Here is a 20,379-nt window from a genome sequence, read left to right on the forward strand (position 1 = left end):
CATGAAGAAAACAGGAGTTTTAGGAAAAGGATTATCTTCATTAATTCCTGAAAATGACTTTCAGGATAGTAATAATGAACAGGTTATAAGTATAGACATAAATTTAATTAAGCCTAATAAGGATCAGCCGAGAAAGCATTTTGATAATGAAAAGTTAATAGAATTAGCGAATTCTATTAAGGAGCATGGTATAATACAACCTATTGTAGTAAGAAAAGAAAATCAGTTTTATGTAATAATTGCAGGTGAACGTAGATGGAGAGCAGCAAAATTATTAAATTTAAAAGAAGTACCAATAATTATTAAGGAATTGTCTGATGTAGAAGTTGTACAAATTTCTTTAATAGAAAATATAATTAGAGAAGATTTAAACCCTATAGAGGAAGCTACAGCATATAATAAGTTATTAAATGATTTTAATTTAACTCAAGAAGAAATAAGTAAACAGGTTTCAAAATCTAGAAGTGCTATTGCTAATTCATTAAGATTACTAAATCTCGATGAAAGAATACAGGGGTATTTAATTGAGGGTGTTTTATCAGAAGGACATGGAAGAGCAATATTAGCATTAGAAAATAAAGAAGATCAATATGTAGTTGCTCAGAAAGTTATTGATGAAAACCTAAATGTTAGACAAACTGAATTACTAGTTAGAAGTTATTATAAAGATGATAATAATAAATATAAAAAAATAAATAATAAATCAGAAAATGATATATATTACAAAGACATAAGAACAAAATTAGAAAATCATTTTAATACAAAAGTATGTATAAGTAATAATTCTAAAAATAAAGGAAAAATAGAAATAGAATATTATTCTCCAGAAGATTTACAAAGAATAATAGAAATTTTAAATATATAATGTTTCACGTGAAACATTTTTAGAGAGGATGAATGTTTTTGGAACAAATTATAGAATTTCTCAATGAATATAATGTATTTATAACTATAGGATTAATAATATTAGTATTCATATTAATCATTATTTTGATAATATCACTAGTATCAACAAGTAAGATGAAAGATAGATATAGAAAAATTATGAAGGGGACTAATAATAAAAATTTAGAAGAATTATTAGTAAGCTCATTAGATAAAATTGACAATATGGAAGAAGTAACAAATGAAGTTAAGGATATGTGTAATAAAACATCTAACAAAGTTTCATCTTGTGTTCAAAAGGTTGCAATGCAAAGATATAAAGCTTTTGAGGATATTGGAAGTGATTTAAGTTACTCCATTGCTCTTTTAGATGGAAAAAATAATGGTGTAATAATAACTAGTATTTATTCAAGAAATGAAAGTATTACATATGCAAAACCTATTGATGATGGGATATCTAGATATGATTTATCGCAAGAAGAAAATAATGTTCTTCATCAAGCTGTCAATACTAATAAGGAATAGATTTAACAAAATAGATGAGCTATAGTAATATAACTCATCTATTTTGTTAGATTTATATTTAGTATTTACCTGTATAAGTATTAGATATTGTGGTAACTGGATATAAAAAATAAAGTAACAAGATTATAACTTATGTTTTTTAACTTGATATAAAGTAATGCAAATAAGAATAATTCATTTTAGGTAGAACAGTTAATTATATCGAGGTGGATAATTAAGTTTAGCATAAAACGAAGTATTTATATATTAAACAAGTAAAAAGAGATAATAAATGTTTCACGTGAAACATTTATTATCTCTTTTTGTAAGTTCTAATCTGCATCTAAAACCTTAGGAATATATTTATTGTTAACCTTGGAGGAAGATTTACGTCCACCTATAGTTTTTATTATAGAATGGTATATTCCTGAAGAGATTACTTCAGCTAATTTCATTACAATATATAATCGAGTATTTTGAAGCACCATAAATTCTAAAGAGCCAGATATATTAACAATTCCAACAATACTTAAATCACCAACAGAAGGTAAATTTTTATTTAGAGCGGCTCCAGGATAAAGAGGTTTAGATTCAATTATAACTTTACCTACATTTTGAAGGCCTCCAAGAGAAGCATCTATAGCTATTATATATGGATTATTATGATTCTTAAGTATTAAATCATTGGTTTCAGAAATATTTTTGGCATGCACAGGGTTTTCTAGATTTCCATAGATAAACACCTTATCTCTAACTAAAAATTTAAGTTTATAACCTACAAGTGGACCTAAGCTATCACCTGTAGATCTGTCTGTACCTATGCATAAGATAACAATATCTCTATTATCTTTAATTACTTTGGTTAGTTCTTCTGAAAGAATTTCTCTTATGTCATATATAGAATTATCAGATAAAGCATCGAAAATAACTTTTTCCACCATGAGTAACACCCTCCTATATTAGAAAGTATTACCATGTAGATAAATTTAATACATCTATTATTAATTCATTACAATTTTTTAATAGAAGAATTTATACTACACAAGATATAATCTATATCTTTATCATCATTAAAATATCCAAAACTAAAACGCAAAGTTCCATTAGGATATGTTCCAATAGTTTTATGAGCTAATGGAGCACAATGGAGACCAGTTCTAGTTATAATATTATATTGAGAGTCAAGAATAAATCCAAGTTCACTGTTATCAATTTTAGAAGAGTTTACAGATATAGTTGAAGTTCTATTTTCAGTATTTAGATGTCCATAAACTTTCATTGTAGATATATTTAATATACCATCAATGAACTTTTGTGTTAGATAATCTTCATGATCTTTAATTGTAGATAATCCTTCATTTTGGATAAAGGTTATTCCAGATAGAAGACCTGCAATACCAGGTGCATTAATAGTACCACTTTCAAATTTATCAGGTAAGAAGTTGGGTTGAATTATGTCTGATGAAACACTTCCTGTACCACCAACAATTAATGGAGAACAAATATCATTCATTTCATCATCTATGATAAAGCCACCTATACCTTGAGGACCTAATAAACTTTTATGTCCAGTAAAGGCTAAAGCATTGCAGTTTAATTTTTGAAAATTTAAATCAAGAACGCCAGCTGTTTGAGCAGTATCTATAATGAAAAATATATTACTTCCCTTGCAAATTTGTCCGATTTTTTCTAGAGGTTGAATAGTACCAATTATATTAGAGCCATGAGAAAGGGTTACAAGTTTAGTATTATGCTTGATTTTACTTTGAAAATCATCAATATCAATTTCACCTAATTTATTACATTGAATTATATCTAATTCAATTATTCCTTTAGATTTTAATTCATTTAATGTTCTAAGGGTACTGTTATGATCCATGGAAGATGTTATAACATGCCATCCAGGTTTAACTATACCTTTAATTAAAATGTTTAAGGACATAGTAATATTAGATGTAAATATTACATTTTTAGTATCAGGAAAATTAAAAAAATCACATAAGGCATTTCTACATTGGAATATAACTTTATTTCCTTTTAGAGATGAAGTAGATGCACCTCTTCCAGGATTACCGCCTATATTTCTCATATAATTTAGTATATCATTATAAACACAATCTGGTTTAGGAAAAGATGTGGCTGCATTATCTGCATAAATTTGCATAGTATTACCTCCTAGGTTGAATTTATCATATTTAGATATATAATAAGTAAAATTTATATATTATAAATTTAGATATGATATATTCTATAGATTTGATATAATTAGTATGTTAATAAAGATTGTATTATAGTAAGTTGGTATAACACAATAATACAACATTATAATAAATATATACAATATCATATTATTATATTAAGTAGAACATATTAATTAATAGATATTAACTAAATATTATTATCAAATAATATTTAATAGGGGGAAAATATTATGGAAAATATTAGAAATGAAATTGACTGTAGAGGATTAAATTGCCCAATTCCAGTAGTAAATACAAAAAAATATTTTGATGCTTTAGAAAGTGGTATAGGAGTAACTGTTGTAGATAATGAGGTTGCCAAAAATAATGTGGTTAAATTTGCTCAAGGAAATGGATTTGAATATGAAATAGAAGAAAGAGAAGGCAATATATACTATATAACAATTATAAAGGGAGAAGTTACAGTAGAAGAATTAAATCTAAAAAATTCTAAAGAAAAAGAAGAGACTTTTACTATTGTTGTAGGTTCAGATAAATTGGGAAATGGAGATGATGAACTTGGAACAGCTCTTATAAAGAGTTATTTATTTGCACTTTCGGAGGCTGAAGTTATACCAACCAATTTAGTATTCTTAAATGCAGGGGTAAAGTTAGTAGTTGAAGGAGCACTTACCCTTGATAGTTTAAAAAGATTAGTAGAGAGAGGTGTAAATGTACAAAGCTGTGGTCTTTGTTTAGATTTTTATGGATTAAAGGAAAATCTTGCAGTTGGAGAAATTAGTAATATGTATGCAATAATTGAAATGATGAATAAAGGAAAAACTATAAAGTTATAAGAAATAGTGCTAGGAGATATATGAAATGAAAGAATTTTTAATTGTAACTTTCAATAATACTCATGAAGCCATGAAAGCTGAATCAGTATGTATTAACGAAAAGCTTAAGGTTACTATGATGCCAACACCAACATATATAACAAAAAGTTGTGGAATAAGCTTAAAGGCGGATATTGGTATTGTAGATAGCTTAAAAGAGATAATAAAAGATAAAAAGATGGAGTTCAAAACTATTTATCAATTTACTGATAGTAAGTTAATAGAGTTAAATATTGACTAACATAATATGAGATGGTAAAAAATAAGTATAAAACAATATAGTTTATTGATATAAATATTTGGAAACAATGATATAGGAGAAGAATATGAAAGAATTTGAATTAAATGATATTGTAGAAACTAAAAAAACACATCCATGTGGTAGTAATAAGTGGGAAATAATTAGAATGGGTGCAGATATAAAAATTAGATGCACCGGATGTGATAGAATTGTTATGATTCCTAGAAGTAAATTTGAAAAGAGTGTAAAGAAAATTCTTAAGAATGAGGGAAAATAAGATAACAATATTGACTTAATAGTTTTACTATGATATAATTTGATGATGTAATCCCTGCTGTGAAAATCACAGCCGTTAGTCCGGGGGGAGGAGGTGAAACTAATGAGAGCATATGAAACTATATTCATATTACACCCATCATTAGACGAGGAGGCTGTTAAAGCTAACGTTGAAAAATTTAAAGGTGTAATAGAGAACAATGGTGGAGAAGTTGAAAGCGTTGACGTTTGGGGTAGAAGAAAGCTAGCTTATGAAATCGCTAAAGTTAACGAGGGTGTATACACATTAATCAACTTCAAAGCTGACGCTGAATTACCTAAAGAATTAGACAGAGTATTCAGAATTACAGATGGTGTTATAAGACATATTATAATCAATCCAGAAAGCAAGTAGGTGGTATTAATGAATAAGGTTGTTTTAATCGGAAGATTAACCAAAGACCCAGAGTTAAAATTTACTCCAGGTACAGGTACAGCTGTAGCCACATTTACAATTGCAGTTAATAGAAGATTTAAGAAGGAAGGTCAACCGGATGCTGATTTTATACCTGTAGTAGTATGGGGTAAACAGGCTGAAAGTACTGCTAATTACATGAGTAAAGGTAAACTTTTAAGTGTAGCTGGTAGAATTGAAACTCGTTCTTATGAAGCTAAAGACGGTGGAAGAAGATATGTTACTGAAGTAGTAGCTGATGAAGTAAGTTTCCTTGAATGGGGTGGCAATAAAACATCAGGAATGAATACTGGAGCTGTTTCTCACAATGATTCATCAATACCAACAGATTACTTTGGTGGAGGAGATATGACTCCGATTGATGATGGTGAGGATATGCCATTTTAATAATTAGGTAAGGAGGTAAGAGCAATGGCTTATGATAGAAACGATAAGAATGATAGAAGAAAAGGCGGAAATAGAAAAAGAGCTAAGAGAAAAGTATGTGCTTTTTGTATGGATAAAGCAACTTCTATAGATTATAAAGATATCAATAAATTAAGAAAGTATGTTACAGAAAAGGGTAAAATATTACCAAGAAGAATTTCTGGAAACTGTGCTAAACACCAAAGAATGCTAACTGTAGCTATTAAGAGAGCTAGAAACATAGCATTATTACCATTCACAACTGAATAGTAATAATTTATTTGGTAAAACAAACATATAATTAATAAAAACTAGTGAATCACTGTTATTCACTAGTTTTTTATTTTAATCTCAGAATAACTGTGAAATAAAGGTAAATATACCTATAATCATGTTGCATAAATATTAAAAAAAATTTACAATAGACTTATAGCCTAAAGAAAGGATGATTCTTATGAGACGAGAAGAGTTTAATATTATGTCCAATATAAAGATAATAGAAGGACTAAAGGCAGAATTAGTTTGTATTGTAGGTGATTTTTTTAAATTATTAAGTAAAGGGAGTAATATAGCACAAGATGCAATTTTAGATTGTATATCAGGAGCAATAATAATATTATATATTTTAGCAGAAAAATTAGGATATTCTCATTTAGCAATTGATGAAACTATGAAGAAAAAATTAAAGGTTGGTATAGTAGAAGGTGATCCTCTTGAGAAAAATGGAAAAGAGCTTAGTAAGCTTTATGACCATATAAGAGAAAGGAATTAGAAGGAGGATGTTATGGAACAAAAGATTAATACAAAAAATTTAATAGAAACTGCGTTGATGACAGGTATTATAACTATAATAAGCATTAGTGCATCATACATTTTATTGTTTTATATAATAGGTTTAATATTGTTGCCAATTTTAGTAGCTCTTATTTATTATAGGAATGGAATGAAGTATTCAATAGGAACTGCATTAATAAGCACAATATTAGTAGCTATATTTCTCAATCCTATTTTGGCTATAACTTCAGGTATGTCTTATGGGATAATAGGTGCGGTCTTAGGTCACTGCTTAAAAAATCAAAAGAAAACATATAATATGTTAATAACCTTGATTATAGCATGTATAATATCAATGCTGGTTGAAGTATGGTTAACTAGTAGGCTTGTTAGTAATATAAGTGTAATTCAATTTATTAATGATAAATTGAACACATATATACATGAATTTAAGACATATATAACTCAAACTAAAGAAATTTATAGTAACATGGGTATGAATGCTACTCAACTACAAATGTTTGAACAGATAGAATCTATCTTTACAGTTGATCTCTTAGCTATGTTGATACCAACTGTATTATTTATAGCTTCCTTTATACAAGCATATTCAACCATATTATTTACACATTTGATATTTAGAAAACTTAAATATAAAGAAGTAAAATACTTAAGGTTTTCAGAGTTTTATGTATCTAATCTAGTTGGAGCTGCATTAATTGCTGTTATTAGCATATGTGCAATAGTAGGAAGTCGGGGAATTACAGGGGGGTTATTTTTATATAATGCTATTTTGATGTTAACAATTATGATATTAGCTGTGAACGGAGCAGCTGTAACTGATTATTATTTTAGAAAGAAACTAGGAATGCCTAAGGCAATGAGAATACTTTTAGTAATTCTATTGTTTATAATAGGATCATCTAAGATTTTAGGAATAGTAGGTTTTGTAGAAATGATGTTAGATTTTAGAAAGCTGGATCCATATAGAATCAGAAAGGCGTAATATATGAGTAAAGAGAATTTTAAAGAAATGCTATTTAATTTTATAAAAAGTAAAATAGTTATAACTATTTTAGTTATATTATTAGTAGTGTTTTTTATAAAGGATATGTTAATTATTTCAAATATACTACTTCTAATATATGCAGCCGCTCTTTTGTATATTATATTTGATAATAGCAAGAAAGATAATTTTTCTAACAAAATTGAAAATATAATACACAAAGTTGATACTGTTAAGTCTACGGCATTTTCTAAGGTGCATTTTCCAACTATGTTTTTATTAGAAAATGGAGAGGTAATATGGTATAACGAAAGTTTAGCTTTAAGATTAGAAAATAATGATATAGTAGGTAAAAATATAAAAGAAATAATTAAAGAGTTCAATATAAAATTAGCATTAGAAGGAAAAAGATCAGAGTATAAAAATGTTGTTTTTAAGGATAGAATTTATGATATTTATATAAGTATTATTCAAGATTATGAAATTAATGAAGATAATAATCTTATAGTAATTTCTTTTGATGATATTACAGATAATGTTAATTTGATAAATCAAATTAATAATGCTAAAGAAAGTGTAATGCTCATAGAGGTAGATAATCTTGATGAGGTTATTAAGACTACAGAAGAAGATTTAAGACCACAGCTTATAGCAGACATAGATAGAACTATAAATAACTATGCTAATAGCCTAAAAGCGTTAATAAGAAAATATTCATCAAATAAATATGTATTAACAACTAAAGATGCTAATATAGAAACTGAGATGAATAAAAAATTTGATATACTAGATACAATTAGAGAAGTAAGCAGTGGAAATAAACTTACAGTTACTCTAAGCATTGGAGTGGGTAGAGGTGGAGAAAATCCAGCTCAAAATCATGAATTTGCCACTATAGCAAAGGATTTGGCTCTTGGAAGAGGTGGAGATCAATGTGTAGTCAAGAGCTTTGAAAAAGTATCTTTTTATGGTGGAAAAACTAAAGAAGTCGAAAAAAGGACTAAGGTTAGAGCTAGGGTAATTGGTCATGCACTTTTAGAACTGATAAATGAAAGTAGCAATGTAATTATAATGGGACATCACAATCCAGATATGGATTGCTTGGGAGCAGCAATAGGAATGTATAGTACCATACGTTCTTTAAATAAGGAATGTTATATAGTTATGGATGATCCTCATGATGCTGTGCAGTATATGTTGGACAGATTAGATGATGATGATAACTATAAAGATACATTTATAAATATAAATGCAGTTAAAAATATTAAAAATGATAAAAGTTTATTAATATTAGTTGATGTTCATAATGAAAGTTACGTACTTTCTATGGAGGTAGTAGATTACTTCAGTAGAATAGTGATTATAGATCATCACAGGAAAACAAAAGACTTTATACAAGGTACAATGTTAAGTTATGTGGAAACCTATGCATCATCAACATCAGAATTAATAACAGAATTAATTCAGTATATGGTTGAAAAACCAAAATTGAGAGAAGTAGAAGCGGTAGCTCTATTAGCAGGTATTTGTCTAGATACTAAAAATTTCTGTTTTAAAACTGGAGTTAGAACCTTTGAAGCAGCAGCATTTTTACGAAGGCTAGGTGCTGATACTGTAGATGTAAAAAGAATTTTTAGTGAAGCTTTAGATATTTACATAACAAGAGCAGATATAATAAAAACTGCAAAGGTTAAAAGTGGAATAGCTGTAGCGAAATGTCCACCAGAAATATCAAATTCTGTATTACCAGCACAAGCAGCGGATGAATTGCTAAATATTACAGGTATTCAAGCATCCTTTGTTATTGCTAAAATAGAGGAGGGCACTTATATAAGTGGAAGATCCTTAGGTGAAATAAATGTTCAGGTAATATTGGAATATTTAGGTGGTGGAGGACATTTAACAATGGCAGCTGCTAGAATTAAAGATTCTAATCAAGATGAGGCAGAAGAATTATTAAATGATGCTATAGAAAAATACTTAAGGAAGGGTGAATAATAATGAAAGTTATTTTATTACAAGATGTAAAATCAGTTGGAAAAAAAGGAGAGGTTGTTAATGCCTCCGATGGGTATGCAAGAAATTTCTTGTTTCCTAAGAAATTAGCACAAGAGGCAAATGATGTTAACATGCATATTTTAAATAAGAAAAATGAAGCTGATAGAAAGAAGAAATTAGCTGAAATAGAGGAAGCTCAAAAAGTTGCAAATGAACTTAAGGATAAAGAAGTAATTATCTATGCTAAGTCAGGAGACAATGGTAGATTATTTGGAGCTATAACCACAAAAGATATTTCTCAGGAAATGGAAAAACAATTAAATATAACAATAGATAAGAAAAAAATAATAGTTAATACTATTAAAACTATGGGATTATATGATGTAGAAGTAAAGTTATATCCTGAGATATCAACTAAAATAAAGGTTATTATAAAAGAACAACAATAGATTTTAAAAACCGAGGGGAGGAAAGCATAGAAGGTATAAAAGTCCTTCTATGCTAATAATTTTGAATATAAATTCAGTTGATAAAATAAATAATTTTAGCTTAGAAGAAGAATTAACTATGGAAGTAGAAATAGAAGTTTTAGAAGAAGTTATGTACAAGCTTTTAGATGAAGGCACTATTAGAGGTAGAGCAGTAAAGTTTAAGGTTCAAAAGCATTTAAATAGTAAAGATATGTATAGAAAACTTTATGCTATAAATAAAATAGTTACTAATGGAAAAGGAATTAGTGTTCCACCAAGTGATAATAATATAGAAGAAATTTTAAAAGAAACTAGCCTAGAAATAAGTGAACTTCTAGCTAAAAGATATGTACAAAATAAATTAGATGCAGAAGTGGAAAAGCAAATTATAGAAAAACAGGACAAGTATATAGATGAGGTAAGACTAGGAATCATAAAGAAACAAAGAGGACCAGAGAATAGTAAGACATTAAAGAAATATGCAGAGTTTGAATGTTTAGATTCAAAGCATTTAACTCAAAACATTATGAGTATGCTTAGACCTGATAGTTTTTCAGAAATAATTGGGCAAGAGAGAGCTATTAAATCTTTAATATCTAAGATGGCATCTCCATATCCACAACATATAATTTTATACGGACCACCAGGAGTGGGTAAGACTACAGCAGCTAGGATTGCGCTTGAAGAAGTTAAGAAATTAAAGCATACGCCATATGATAAGGATGCAAAGTTTGTAGAAGTAGATGGAACCACATTAAGATGGGATCCAAGAGAGATATCAAATCCTTTATTAGGTTCAGTACATGATCCTATATATCAAGGTTCAAAGAGAGATTTAGCTGAAAGTGGTACTCCAGAACCAAAGACTGGACTAGTTACAGAAGCACATGGAGGAGTTTTATTTATAGACGAAATAGGTGAATTAGATTATACTCTTCAAAATAAATTATTAAAAGTTTTAGAAGATAAAAGAGTTGAGTTTTCATCATCATATTATGATCCAGATGATGAAAGTACACCTAAATATATTAAGTATTTATTTGACAATGGTGCTCCAGCTGATTTCGTTCTAATAGGCGCTACTACTAGAGAGCCAAGTGAGATTAATCCAGCATTAAGATCAAGGTGTACTGAAGTTTATTTTGAACCACTATCTTCTGTAGATATAGAAAAAGTTGTATTAAATGCAGCTAAAAAGTTAAATATTAAATTAGAGGATGGTTTAGCAAAAGAGATAAGCAGATATACTATAGAAGGTAGAAAAGCTGTAAATATACTTGCAGATGTATATGGATATGTATTATTAAATAATGAAGAGAGAAATGATGTGGTTATAACTATTTCTGATTTTAATGAAGTAGCATCTAATAATAGATTAAGACCATATGAAGATATTAGTGATTTAGATTCTAAGGAAGTTGGGCAGATTTTTGGTCTTGGGGTATCTGGATTCTTGGGATCAACTATAGAAATAGAATGTTCAAGTTTTGAGGCTAGGGAAAAAGGTAAGGGAACTATTAGATTTAATGATACTGCTGGATCTATGGCAAAAGATTCTGTTTTTAATGCAGCCTCTGTTATAAGAAAGATTACTGATAAGGAAATCAGAGATTATGATGTTCATGTAAATGTTATTGGTGGTGGAAAAATTGATGGACCATCAGCAGGTGCAGCTATAACAACATGTATTATAAGTGCCATTTTAGAAAAACCAATAAGACAGGATATTGCAATTACTGGTGAAATATCAATAAGAGGTAAGATAAAACCAATAGGAGGAGTGTTTGAAAAAATATATGGAGCAAAAAGAAAAGGTATAAGGCAGGTAATAATACCAAAAGATAACTTGAAGGATGTTCCAGCTAATATTAAAAATATAGAAGTTACAGCTGTATCAACAATAGAAGAACTAATAGAATTAGTATTTTAGATATTTTGATTATTAAAACCCTGTAATATGATTATACAGGGTTTTAATTTAATTTTATAAATGTTTGGATTTTTTTATAACTACATTATAATTAAAGAGAAGGATTTTATAATAAATAATGTTTTCTACATTATTTATTCCTTGAGAGTACATATAGGAGTTTTCTTTTAATATATCGCAGGAGGTAATAATATGAGTGACTCACTTAGAACTATGCCACAAAATATAGAAGCTGAGCAGTCAGTAGTAGGGTCTATGTTAATAGATAAGAATGCTATTGCACAAGCTGCAGAGGTTCTTTCAGCTGAAGATTTCTATAAAGATGCTCATAAGACTATTTTTAAGGCTATTAGAGATTTATATAATAAAGATATACCTGTAGATATGATAACCTTGGTAGACTATCTAAAATCTAATGATATGCTTGAGCAAGCTGGAGGGGTAACATATATTATGGAGATAAGCACCTCAGTACCTTCTACAGCTAATTTATCTTCTTATATAAAAATTGTTGAAGATAAATCGACCCTTAGAAGGCTAATTAGAAGCTCAACGGAAATAATTGAAAATAGCTATAATAAACAAGATGATGTAGAATCAGTAATAGACTTGGCAGAAAAAAATATATTTAATATATCTGAAAAACGAAGTACTAGTGATTTTGAACCTATGAGTACTGTATTGGAAAGAGGATTTTTAGAGATAGAAAAGATTTTTAATAATAAAGGTCAAGTAAATGGAGTAGCTAGTGGATTTAAAGATTTAGATGCAAAAACTTCAGGGTTTCAGAGCGGAGATATGGTTCTAATAGCAGCTAGACCATCTATGGGAAAAACTACATTTTGTCTTAATATAGCCCAAAATGCAGCTATTAGAGATGGTAGGAAAGTTGCAATATTCTCATTAGAAATGAGTAAGGAGCAATTAGCATATAAGCTCCTTTGTGCAGAGGCTAATGTAGATATGGTTAAGCTTAGAAATGGAGATTTAGACGATAGAGATTGGGAGAATATAGCAAGGGCTTCAGGACCACTTGCATCTGCGGGAATATATATAGATGATACTGCAGGTATTTCTGTCATGGAGATGAGGTCTAAATGTAGAAGACTTAAAATAGAGCATGGAATAGATTTAATTATCATAGACTATCTTCAATTAATGTCAGGAAGCAATTCTGATAATAGACAACAGGAAGTATCAGAAATATCAAGAAGTATAAAAGCTTTAGCTAAAGAAATGAAATGTCCAGTAATTGCATTATCTCAATTATCCCGTGCACCAGAACAAAGGGCAGACCATCGTCCGATGTTATCAGATTTAAGAGAATCAGGTTCTATTGAGCAGGATGCAGATATAGTTATGTTCTTATATAGAGAATTTTATTATAGCAAAGAAAAAGAAGATGAGAACATAGCGGAATGTATATTAGCTAAACATAGAAATGGTGAAGTTGGAACCGTAAATTTAGCATGGATAGGTAAATATAGTAAATTTGGAAACTTAGACTTAGTTCATACAGAGTAATTTAAATAGATTTCGTAGAAGTTAGTAATAAAGTATAATTATATATGATTTATATTTATTGCATATACTAAAGCCTTATTACATAAAGATATATTAGCTATACTTTATGTGAGGTGAGATTACTCATGGTAAATGAGATGAAGAACAATAAATTAATAGATGATAAGTTTAACAATGGAAAAGAGACATATTTTCACAAGCATTCGGAATTAGATGATATTACTATAACAGAGGAACATGAAGATGACATTGTAAGTCTGTATAATAATGGAATTGTGAAAGATATAAGAGATACTAGTAACACCAATGAAGAAGTAAAAATAATTAAGACTAAAGAGTTTTATGGTGACAAAGATAAAAGGTCTATATTAGAATCTAAGGAGAAAGATTGTAGTGAAAAAAGTTGGGGAGCAACATTAGTGTTTTGTATACTTTTAGGTTTTATAGGCTTCCATAGATTTTATGTTGGAAAAGCAGGAACTGCAATATTAATGTTACTTACACTAGGTGGTTTTGGCATATGGATTATAGTAGATTTAGTATCTATAATAATAAATAGTTTTACAGATGAATATGGTAGAATTGTTAAAAGAAAAAAGTCCATAGATCAAAATTAAAAAGATGTGGTAAAACATATCTTTTTTAAGTATTATTGAATAATTTTAATAGATTTGATAATATTCATCTTATATAGTACAAGAAGTAAAGATTAAGGAGAACAGTTATGGAAAATAAGAAAATTGGTGAGTTTAATAAAGGGGATAGAATTGAAAGTTTTTTCTTAGTAAAAAATGCAGAATGTAAAATAACTAACAATAGTACTACGAATAAATATTTAGATCTTATGTTAATAGATTCAACTGGAGAAATAAATGCAAAGCTATGGGAATGTAATGAAAATATTGAAGCTTCAATAAAGGATAATATACTTGTAAAAGTAAGAGCTGTAGTTAATGAATATAGAGGGAAATTACAGTTAAAGATAGAGAAAATTAGACCAGCTACAGAAGAAGATAATGTTAATATAGATGAATTTATACTAGTTGCTCCTTATAAGTCTGAAGATATGTTTGAAACTCTATTAGATTATATAGAGAAAATAGAAAATAAAGATATAAAACATATTACAGAAAATATTATCGGTAAATTAAGTTACAAGTTAATGCATTATCCAGCGGCTAAATCCAATCATCACGCAATTAAAGGTGGTCTTTTATATCATATAACCACTATGTTAAATGCGGCAGAAAAATTATTAGGTATATATGATTATCTAAATAAAGATTTATTGTATTCAGGTATAATTCTTCATGATATAGCTAAAATAATGGAGATGGAATCTAGTGAACTAGGAATAGTATCTAAATATAGTACGGAAGGCCAGTTACTTGGACACATAATACAAGGAATTGGTTTAATTGAAGATGCTGCAATGGAAGTCAAAGCAGATAAAGAAATAGTTATGTTATTACAACATATGATATTAACACATCACTATGAGCCGGAGTATGGAAGTCCTAAGAAACCTATGATACCAGAAGCAGAAATGTTACATCATTTAGATGTATTAGATGCTAGAATGTATGATATGCGTAAAGCTACTAAGGATTTAAATCCAGGTGAATTCTCTGAAAAAATATATAGTTTAGATGGAATAAGTATATACAAATCATTCATATAAATACGAATAATATAAATATAAAAAGTGTAATATATTCTTATAGGATATGTTACACTTTTTATGGTTTAAGATAATATTATAATAAATTTAATTATAATAAAAAGCTAATTATATATATTATATTAACAAAATATATTGTATAAAGCCATTTGTATAATATATTTTAGGAGATTTAAAGTTTATTATCAAGAAATAATAAAAGCACTCTATGTTAGAATAGAGTAAATAAATATTGGGAAAAATAAATTTCTAAAGAAATATATTTACGAAGAATTTTAAATGTACTATATAAAATATTCGTATTTTTTATTGAAAATACTACATCTCTTTGTTAATATATTTATGGGGTGATTAACATGTATAAAAATTATGATATTATAATTGTTGGTGCAGGAGCTAGTGGTGTTTTCGCAGCCTATGAATTAACAGCTTTAGGCTCAAAGGCTAAAGTACTAATGATAGAAAAGGGAAATAGCCTAGAAAAAAGAAAATGTCCCATAGATGGGAAAAAAATAAAAGCTTGCATTCATTGTAAATCTTGTGACATTATGAATGGTTATGGTGGTGCTGGAAGTCTTTCAGATGGTAAGTATAATATAACTAATAACTTTGGTGGAGATTTATATAAATATGTAGGTAGGCAAGAAGCTTTAGATCTAATGTATTATGTAGATAAGGTTTTATGTGATCATGGTGGAAGTGATGCGAAGTTATATTCAACTGCGGATAGTACACTAAAGACTGAGGCACTAAAACATGATTTACATCTTTTAGATGCTAAAGTTAGACATCTTGGTACAGATAGAAATGTAAAAATACTAGGTAATTTATATAATAAGATAAAAGATAATATAGAGATGAAGTTTAATACTGAAGTTGTAGATATAGAAAAGCACGGTAAAGAATTTATAGTAAAAACTGAGGATGAGGAATTTAGATGCAAAGATATAATAGTTGCCACAGGAAGATCGGGATCTAAATGGATATCTAAGGTTTGTACTAAGCTAGGTATAGAAAGTAAAAGTAATAGAGTAGATATAGGTGTTAGAGTTGAACTACCTGCAGCTATTTTTGAACACATAACAGATAAAGTATATGAAAGTAAAGTTGTATATAGAACTAAGAAGTATGGAGATTTAGTCAGAACATTTTGTATGAACCCACATGGTGAGGTAGTTAGTGAAAATACAAATGGAATAGTAACAGTAAATGGACATAGCTATTCAAATCCAGAACTTCATACAGAAAACACAAACTTTGCATTATTAGTTACTAATAATTTTACAGAGCCATTTAAAAATAGTAATGAATATGGAGAATCTATAGCAAGACTTAGCAATATGCTAGGTGGCGGAGTATTAGTTCAAAGATTTGGAGATTTAGTACAGGGGAGAAGAACTAATGATCATAGAATGAGTAAAAGTTTTACTATTTCAACTTTAAAAGCTACACCGGGAGATTTAAGCTTAGTTATACCAAAGCGTCAATTAGATGCTATAATAGAAATGATATATGCTCTAGATAATATAGCACCAGGAACAGCTAATGAAGATACATTGTTATATGGTGTAGAAGTTAAGTTTTATAATTCTAATATAGAAGTGGATAATAACTTAGAGACAAAAGTAAAAAGCCTTTATGTATTAGGAGATGGATCTGGAGTTACACATTCACTATCACAAGCATCTGCTAGTGGAGTTTATGTTGCTAGAATATTAGAGGAGAAATATAGTAAGCTAGTTTAATTTATAATAAGTTTTACTAATGAGTAAAAAAGGAGATGTAGAATATGTCATCATTTGTGGTATTAGGAGCTCAATGGGGAGACGAAGGAAAGGGTAAAATGACTGATTATCTTGCAGAAAGTGCAGATGTAGTTGTTAGATTCCAAGGAGGAAATAATGCAGGTCATACTGTAGTAGTGGGAGAAAAAGAGTATAAGTTACATTTGATTCCATCAGGAATACTTTATAAAGACAAACTTAATGTAATAGGCAATGGAGTGGTTGTAGACCCCGAGGCTCTATTTACAGAAATGGATTATTTAAAGGGATTAGGAGAAAATATAACACCAGAGAGATTAATAATAAGTGACAGAGCTCAAGTTATAATGCCTTATCATAAAGTATTAGATGCTCTTAAGGAAGAAGCTAGAGGAAAAAACGATATAGGTACTACTAAAAAAGGAATAGGACCTTGTTATACTGACAAAGTTGAGAGATGTGGAATAAGGGTTTGTGATCTTATTAAACCAGAAGTATTAAAAGAAAAATTACAAGAATATCTTCCAGCTAAAAATGATTTAATAGTTAAAATTTATGGTGGAGAAGCCCTAAGCTTTGATGAGGTTTTCGAGGCCTATTTAGAATATGGTAAAAGAATGAAGCCGTTTGTAGATGATGCATCAGTTAGAGTTTTTGATAGCATAAAAGCAAATAAAAATGTGTTATTTGAAGGAGCTCAAGGAACACTTCTGGATATAGATTTTGGTTCATATCCATATGTAACATCTTCTAATACCGTAGCAGGTGGTATATGTACAGGTGCTGGTATAGGACCAACTATGATAGATAGTGCTGTAGGAATTGTAAAAGGATATACAACTAGAGTTGGAAAAGGACCTTTTCCAACAGAACAAGAAAATGAAGTTGGAGATTGGATAAGGGAAAAAGGATTTGAGTACGGAGTTACTACAGGAAGAAGTAGAAGATGTGGTTGGCTTGATCTTGTTATATTAAAAAGTGCTGCTAGAGTTTCTGGATTAACTAGTTTTGGAGTAACTAAGATTGACACACTAGCAGGGCTTGATAAAATACAAGTTTGTGTAGGATATAAGTTAGATGGAAAAGTAATAGACTACTTCCCAGCTAGCCTTGAAGATTTAGCAAAATGTGAACCTGTGTATGAAGAGTTTGATGGATGGGATGAAAGTATAAAAGATGCTAGAAAATATGAAGACCTTCCAGAGAATGCAAAGATATACTTAAGAAAAATAGAAGAATTCACTGGTGTTAGGATATCTATAATATCAGTAGGTCCAAAGAGAGATCAAACCATGAGAATCGCAGATCTTTAAAAGTACGTCATTGCATTAAAGATTACAAAAAATTAGTTCAAAGTTTAAAACTGATAAGAAATAAATTTATTTCCTATCAGTTTTATTTTTTTATATTAATTCAAGTAATATTTAAAATCACACAAATTACCTTGAATATAGCTCTTATGTTAATAGGTAAACCTAATCCTTTAGTGCATTATAAATGGCGTTCACAGCAGCGCTAGAGGAGCTCCAGCACCATTGCAAATTAAAACCACCACAATCACCATCAACATCTAAAATTTCACCACCAAAGTATAGACCTGGAGTTAGTGTAGATTCTAAAGTTATAGGGTTTACCTCTGTAGTATCTATTCCACCGATGGTAACTTGAGCATTTTCAAAAGAGTTGGTATCAATAACTTGAAACTTCCAATCACATAAAAGCTTATAAAGTTTAAATCTATATTCATACTCTAGGGAATATGTAGGCATGTGAATGTCAGTAATTCCACACTCTTTTAATATAATAGGAATAAGTTTTTTATTTATAATTCCTACTAGATTGTCTGAAATACTTCTATATGAAAACACTGCAAAGTGTGTTTCAAAAAAATCTACTATATGGTCATAATCTGAATTAAGTAAATTTACATGTATAAAAACTGATGACTTATTCATAATTCCTTTAGAAGCAATTCTACTAAGCTGTAGAATTGGAGGACCTGATATACCATAGTCTGTGAATAAGATTTCACCAAATTCTTGTTTTTTAGTTTCACCATTTACTTCTATATTACAAGAGCTTTCAAATTTCACTCCAGAAATAGCCTTAAGTCTATCATAGTTTAGTTTTAATTGAACTATACCAGGTGTTAAGTTTATTAATCTATGGCCAAAGTTTTTAGCTAGTTTATGACCAGAGCCATCAGATCCTGTTTTAGTATAACTTTTTCCTCCAGTACATAAGAGAACTTTTTTACATGTATATGTAGTTGAAGAAGTAATAATTTCAAAGTAACCCTTCTTTGTGTTAATGATATTTAAAACTTTTTCATTCATGTAAGTTGGTATATTTCTTTCAGATAAATTCATTCTAAGAATATCTAACACAGAGGATGCTTGAAGAGATAATGGGTATATCTTTCCAGAATCTAAGGTACATGTATATATTCCTATGGATTTAAAAAAGTTAAGGGTATATTCTAAATCATAGGTATTAATAATATCTTTAAAAAAGTTATTATTATCACTATGAAATCTTGATAAGGATAATTTTTCGTTTGTTAAATTACAGCGTCCATTACCAGTAATTAACAATTTTTTACCTACTCTATCGCTACTATCTATTATAGCTACGTCTATACTTAAATCTTTTGCTTTAATTGCAGATACTATGCCACAAGATCCACCACCAACAATAATTAAGTCATGATACAAAATAAAATCACCTCAAGCCTTTAAATGTATTTTATAACATATTAACTAATATATTAACTATAGTATATAGAATTATACTACATATTAAAACTATAATATAAGTTTATTATTAAATTATAATATATCTAATAAATAATATATTTTCTGTATATAATTTTGGAGAAAAAAATAAAAAAAATTATTTTTAAAATTTTGTTGACAAAAGTTTAAAATTTTTGTATTATAATAAATGTCGGATGAACCGGCAAACACAAAACAAAAGCAAAATGACATATGGCTCCTTGGTCAAGCGGTCAAGACACCACCCTTTCACGGTGGTAACAGGGGTTCGATTCCCCTAGGAGTCACCATACTAGGTCGCATAGCTCAGCTGGGAGAGCACCTGCCTTACAAGCAGGGGGTCACAGGTTCGATCCCTGTTGCGACCACCACATAATCTAATGTGGCCCAGTGGCTCAGTTGGTTAGAGTGCCGGCCTGTCACGCCGGAGGTCGAGGGTTCGAGTCCCTTCTGGGTCGCCAAAATACTTTTTTAAAGGTATTGACATCAGATGAAAAATCTGATAAAATGTAAAACATATGGCTCCTTGGTCAAGCGGTCAAGACACCACCCTTTCACGGTGGTAACAGGGGTTCGATTCCCCTAGGAGTCACCATATTAGGTCGCATAGCTCAGCTG

General features: G+C 29.1%; 21 protein-coding genes and 4 tRNA genes. 22 read left to right on the forward strand and 3 right to left on the reverse strand.

What is annotated here, in order from left to right; all coding sequences use genetic code 11:
- Nucleotide 1 precedes the first annotated feature (1 nt).
- Nucleotides 2-865 carry a ParB/RepB/Spo0J family partition protein gene (locus tag B3Z56_RS13915; RefSeq protein WP_346849168.1) on the forward strand — a complete coding sequence of 288 codons (864 nt, stop codon included), beginning with the start codon at nucleotides 2-4 and terminating at the stop codon, nucleotides 863-865.
- Between the two features lie 38 nt (nucleotides 866-903).
- Nucleotides 904-1,410, forward strand: coding sequence for a DUF4446 family protein (locus B3Z56_RS13920; protein WP_346879042.1), 507 nt, complete (start codon nucleotides 904-906; stop codon nucleotides 1,408-1,410).
- A 311-nt stretch (nucleotides 1,411-1,721) separates the two neighbouring features.
- Here the strand turns inward: B3Z56_RS13920 and yyaC are convergent, their stop codons facing one another.
- Nucleotides 1,722-2,330, reverse strand: coding sequence for a spore protease YyaC (yyaC, locus tag B3Z56_RS13925; protein ID WP_150844923.1), 609 nt, complete (start codon nucleotides 2,328-2,330; stop codon nucleotides 1,722-1,724).
- Between the two features lie 68 nt (nucleotides 2,331-2,398).
- Nucleotides 2,399-3,553 (reverse strand): aminotransferase class V-fold PLP-dependent enzyme, encoded by a 1,155-nt coding sequence (locus B3Z56_RS13930; RefSeq protein WP_346849170.1) that lies wholly within the window; start codon nucleotides 3,551-3,553, stop codon nucleotides 2,399-2,401.
- 267 nt (nucleotides 3,554-3,820) lie between these two features.
- On the opposite strand from B3Z56_RS13930, the gene yedF reads away from it, so the two are divergent.
- The 16 genes from yedF (at nucleotide 3,821) to B3Z56_RS14010 (ending at nucleotide 18,300) form a co-directional block, all read left to right on the forward strand.
- Nucleotides 3,821-4,426, forward strand: coding sequence for a sulfurtransferase-like selenium metabolism protein YedF (yedF, locus tag B3Z56_RS13935; RefSeq protein WP_414632259.1), 606 nt, complete (start codon nucleotides 3,821-3,823; stop codon nucleotides 4,424-4,426).
- A 25-nt stretch (nucleotides 4,427-4,451) separates the two neighbouring features.
- A complete protein-coding gene (locus B3Z56_RS13940) occupies nucleotides 4,452-4,706 on the forward strand; it encodes a DUF3343 domain-containing protein (protein ID WP_035132011.1) in 255 nt (84 codons plus the stop codon).
- 85 nt (nucleotides 4,707-4,791) lie between these two features.
- The gene (locus B3Z56_RS13945) at nucleotides 4,792-4,983 is read left to right on the forward strand and encodes a DUF951 domain-containing protein (RefSeq protein ID WP_346849171.1); all 192 of its coding nucleotides are present in this window, start codon (nucleotides 4,792-4,794) and stop codon (nucleotides 4,981-4,983) included.
- Between the two features lie 102 nt (nucleotides 4,984-5,085).
- Entirely contained in the window at nucleotides 5,086-5,376 is a 291-nt protein-coding gene (rpsF, locus tag B3Z56_RS13950) for a 30S ribosomal protein S6 (RefSeq protein WP_035132009.1), read from the forward strand.
- A 9-nt stretch (nucleotides 5,377-5,385) separates the two neighbouring features.
- Nucleotides 5,386-5,823: a single-stranded DNA-binding protein gene (locus tag B3Z56_RS13955; RefSeq protein WP_035132007.1), complete on the forward strand. Its 438-nt coding sequence runs from the start codon at nucleotides 5,386-5,388 to the stop codon at nucleotides 5,821-5,823.
- A 24-nt stretch (nucleotides 5,824-5,847) separates the two neighbouring features.
- Nucleotides 5,848-6,111, forward strand: a complete 264-nt coding sequence (gene rpsR, locus B3Z56_RS13960; protein ID WP_035132005.1) for a 30S ribosomal protein S18 — start codon at nucleotides 5,848-5,850, stop codon at nucleotides 6,109-6,111.
- A 184-nt stretch (nucleotides 6,112-6,295) separates the two neighbouring features.
- Entirely contained in the window at nucleotides 6,296-6,613 is a 318-nt protein-coding gene (locus tag B3Z56_RS13965) for a MazG-like family protein (protein ID WP_035132003.1), read from the forward strand.
- 12 nt (nucleotides 6,614-6,625) lie between these two features.
- The gene (locus B3Z56_RS13970; protein ID WP_346876257.1) at nucleotides 6,626-7,621 is read left to right on the forward strand and encodes a DUF2232 domain-containing protein; all 996 of its coding nucleotides are present in this window, start codon (nucleotides 6,626-6,628) and stop codon (nucleotides 7,619-7,621) included.
- Between the two features lie 3 nt (nucleotides 7,622-7,624).
- Nucleotides 7,625-9,619, forward strand: a complete 1,995-nt coding sequence (locus B3Z56_RS13975) for a DHH family phosphoesterase (protein WP_346879043.1) — start codon at nucleotides 7,625-7,627, stop codon at nucleotides 9,617-9,619.
- 2 nt (nucleotides 9,620-9,621) lie between these two features.
- Complete coding sequence (gene rplI / locus B3Z56_RS13980; protein ID WP_346849174.1) at nucleotides 9,622-10,068, forward strand: 50S ribosomal protein L9; 447 nt, start codon at nucleotides 9,622-9,624, stop codon at nucleotides 10,066-10,068.
- A gap of 49 nt (nucleotides 10,069-10,117) precedes the next feature.
- Nucleotides 10,118-12,019 carry a Lon family ATP-dependent protease gene (gene lonC / locus B3Z56_RS13985; protein WP_346879044.1) on the forward strand — a complete coding sequence of 634 codons (1,902 nt, stop codon included), beginning with the start codon at nucleotides 10,118-10,120 and terminating at the stop codon, nucleotides 12,017-12,019.
- Nucleotides 12,020-12,211: 192 nt separating this feature from the next.
- Nucleotides 12,212-13,543, forward strand: coding sequence for a replicative DNA helicase (locus B3Z56_RS13990; RefSeq protein ID WP_346849176.1), 1,332 nt, complete (start codon nucleotides 12,212-12,214; stop codon nucleotides 13,541-13,543).
- 125 nt (nucleotides 13,544-13,668) lie between these two features.
- The gene (locus B3Z56_RS13995; RefSeq protein ID WP_346879045.1) at nucleotides 13,669-14,160 is read left to right on the forward strand and encodes a TM2 domain-containing protein; all 492 of its coding nucleotides are present in this window, start codon (nucleotides 13,669-13,671) and stop codon (nucleotides 14,158-14,160) included.
- A 107-nt stretch (nucleotides 14,161-14,267) separates the two neighbouring features.
- The gene (locus tag B3Z56_RS14000; RefSeq protein ID WP_035131994.1) at nucleotides 14,268-15,224 is read left to right on the forward strand and encodes a 3'-5' exoribonuclease YhaM family protein; all 957 of its coding nucleotides are present in this window, start codon (nucleotides 14,268-14,270) and stop codon (nucleotides 15,222-15,224) included.
- A gap of 356 nt (nucleotides 15,225-15,580) precedes the next feature.
- Nucleotides 15,581-16,969 carry an NAD(P)/FAD-dependent oxidoreductase gene (locus B3Z56_RS14005; protein ID WP_346849178.1) on the forward strand — a complete coding sequence of 463 codons (1,389 nt, stop codon included), beginning with the start codon at nucleotides 15,581-15,583 and terminating at the stop codon, nucleotides 16,967-16,969.
- Between the two features lie 44 nt (nucleotides 16,970-17,013).
- Nucleotides 17,014-18,300, forward strand: coding sequence for an adenylosuccinate synthase (locus tag B3Z56_RS14010; RefSeq protein ID WP_035135758.1), 1,287 nt, complete (start codon nucleotides 17,014-17,016; stop codon nucleotides 18,298-18,300).
- A 162-nt stretch (nucleotides 18,301-18,462) separates the two neighbouring features.
- On the opposite strand, the gene B3Z56_RS14015 is transcribed toward B3Z56_RS14010, so the two are convergent.
- A complete protein-coding gene (locus B3Z56_RS14015; RefSeq protein WP_346879046.1) occupies nucleotides 18,463-19,701 on the reverse strand; it encodes an NAD(P)/FAD-dependent oxidoreductase in 1,239 nt (412 codons plus the stop codon).
- Nucleotides 19,702-19,976: 275 nt separating this feature from the next.
- Here B3Z56_RS14015 and B3Z56_RS14020 point away from each other — a divergent pair.
- The 4 genes from B3Z56_RS14020 (at nucleotide 19,977) to B3Z56_RS14035 (ending at nucleotide 20,356) form a co-directional block, all read left to right on the forward strand.
- A tRNA-Glu gene (locus tag B3Z56_RS14020) sits at nucleotides 19,977-20,051 on the forward strand.
- Nucleotides 20,052-20,056: 5 nt separating this feature from the next.
- A tRNA-Val gene (locus B3Z56_RS14025) sits at nucleotides 20,057-20,132 on the forward strand.
- Nucleotides 20,133-20,145: 13 nt separating this feature from the next.
- Nucleotides 20,146-20,222: transfer RNA gene (locus B3Z56_RS14030), tRNA-Asp, on the forward strand.
- A gap of 59 nt (nucleotides 20,223-20,281) precedes the next feature.
- Nucleotides 20,282-20,356, forward strand: a tRNA-Glu gene (locus tag B3Z56_RS14035).
- The last annotated feature ends 23 nt before the right edge of the window (nucleotides 20,357-20,379 follow it).

Source organism: Clostridium sp. UBA7791, from assembly GCF_002480755.1.
GTDB lineage: Bacteria > Bacillota > Clostridia > Clostridiales > Clostridiaceae > Clostridium_J > Clostridium_J sulfidigenes.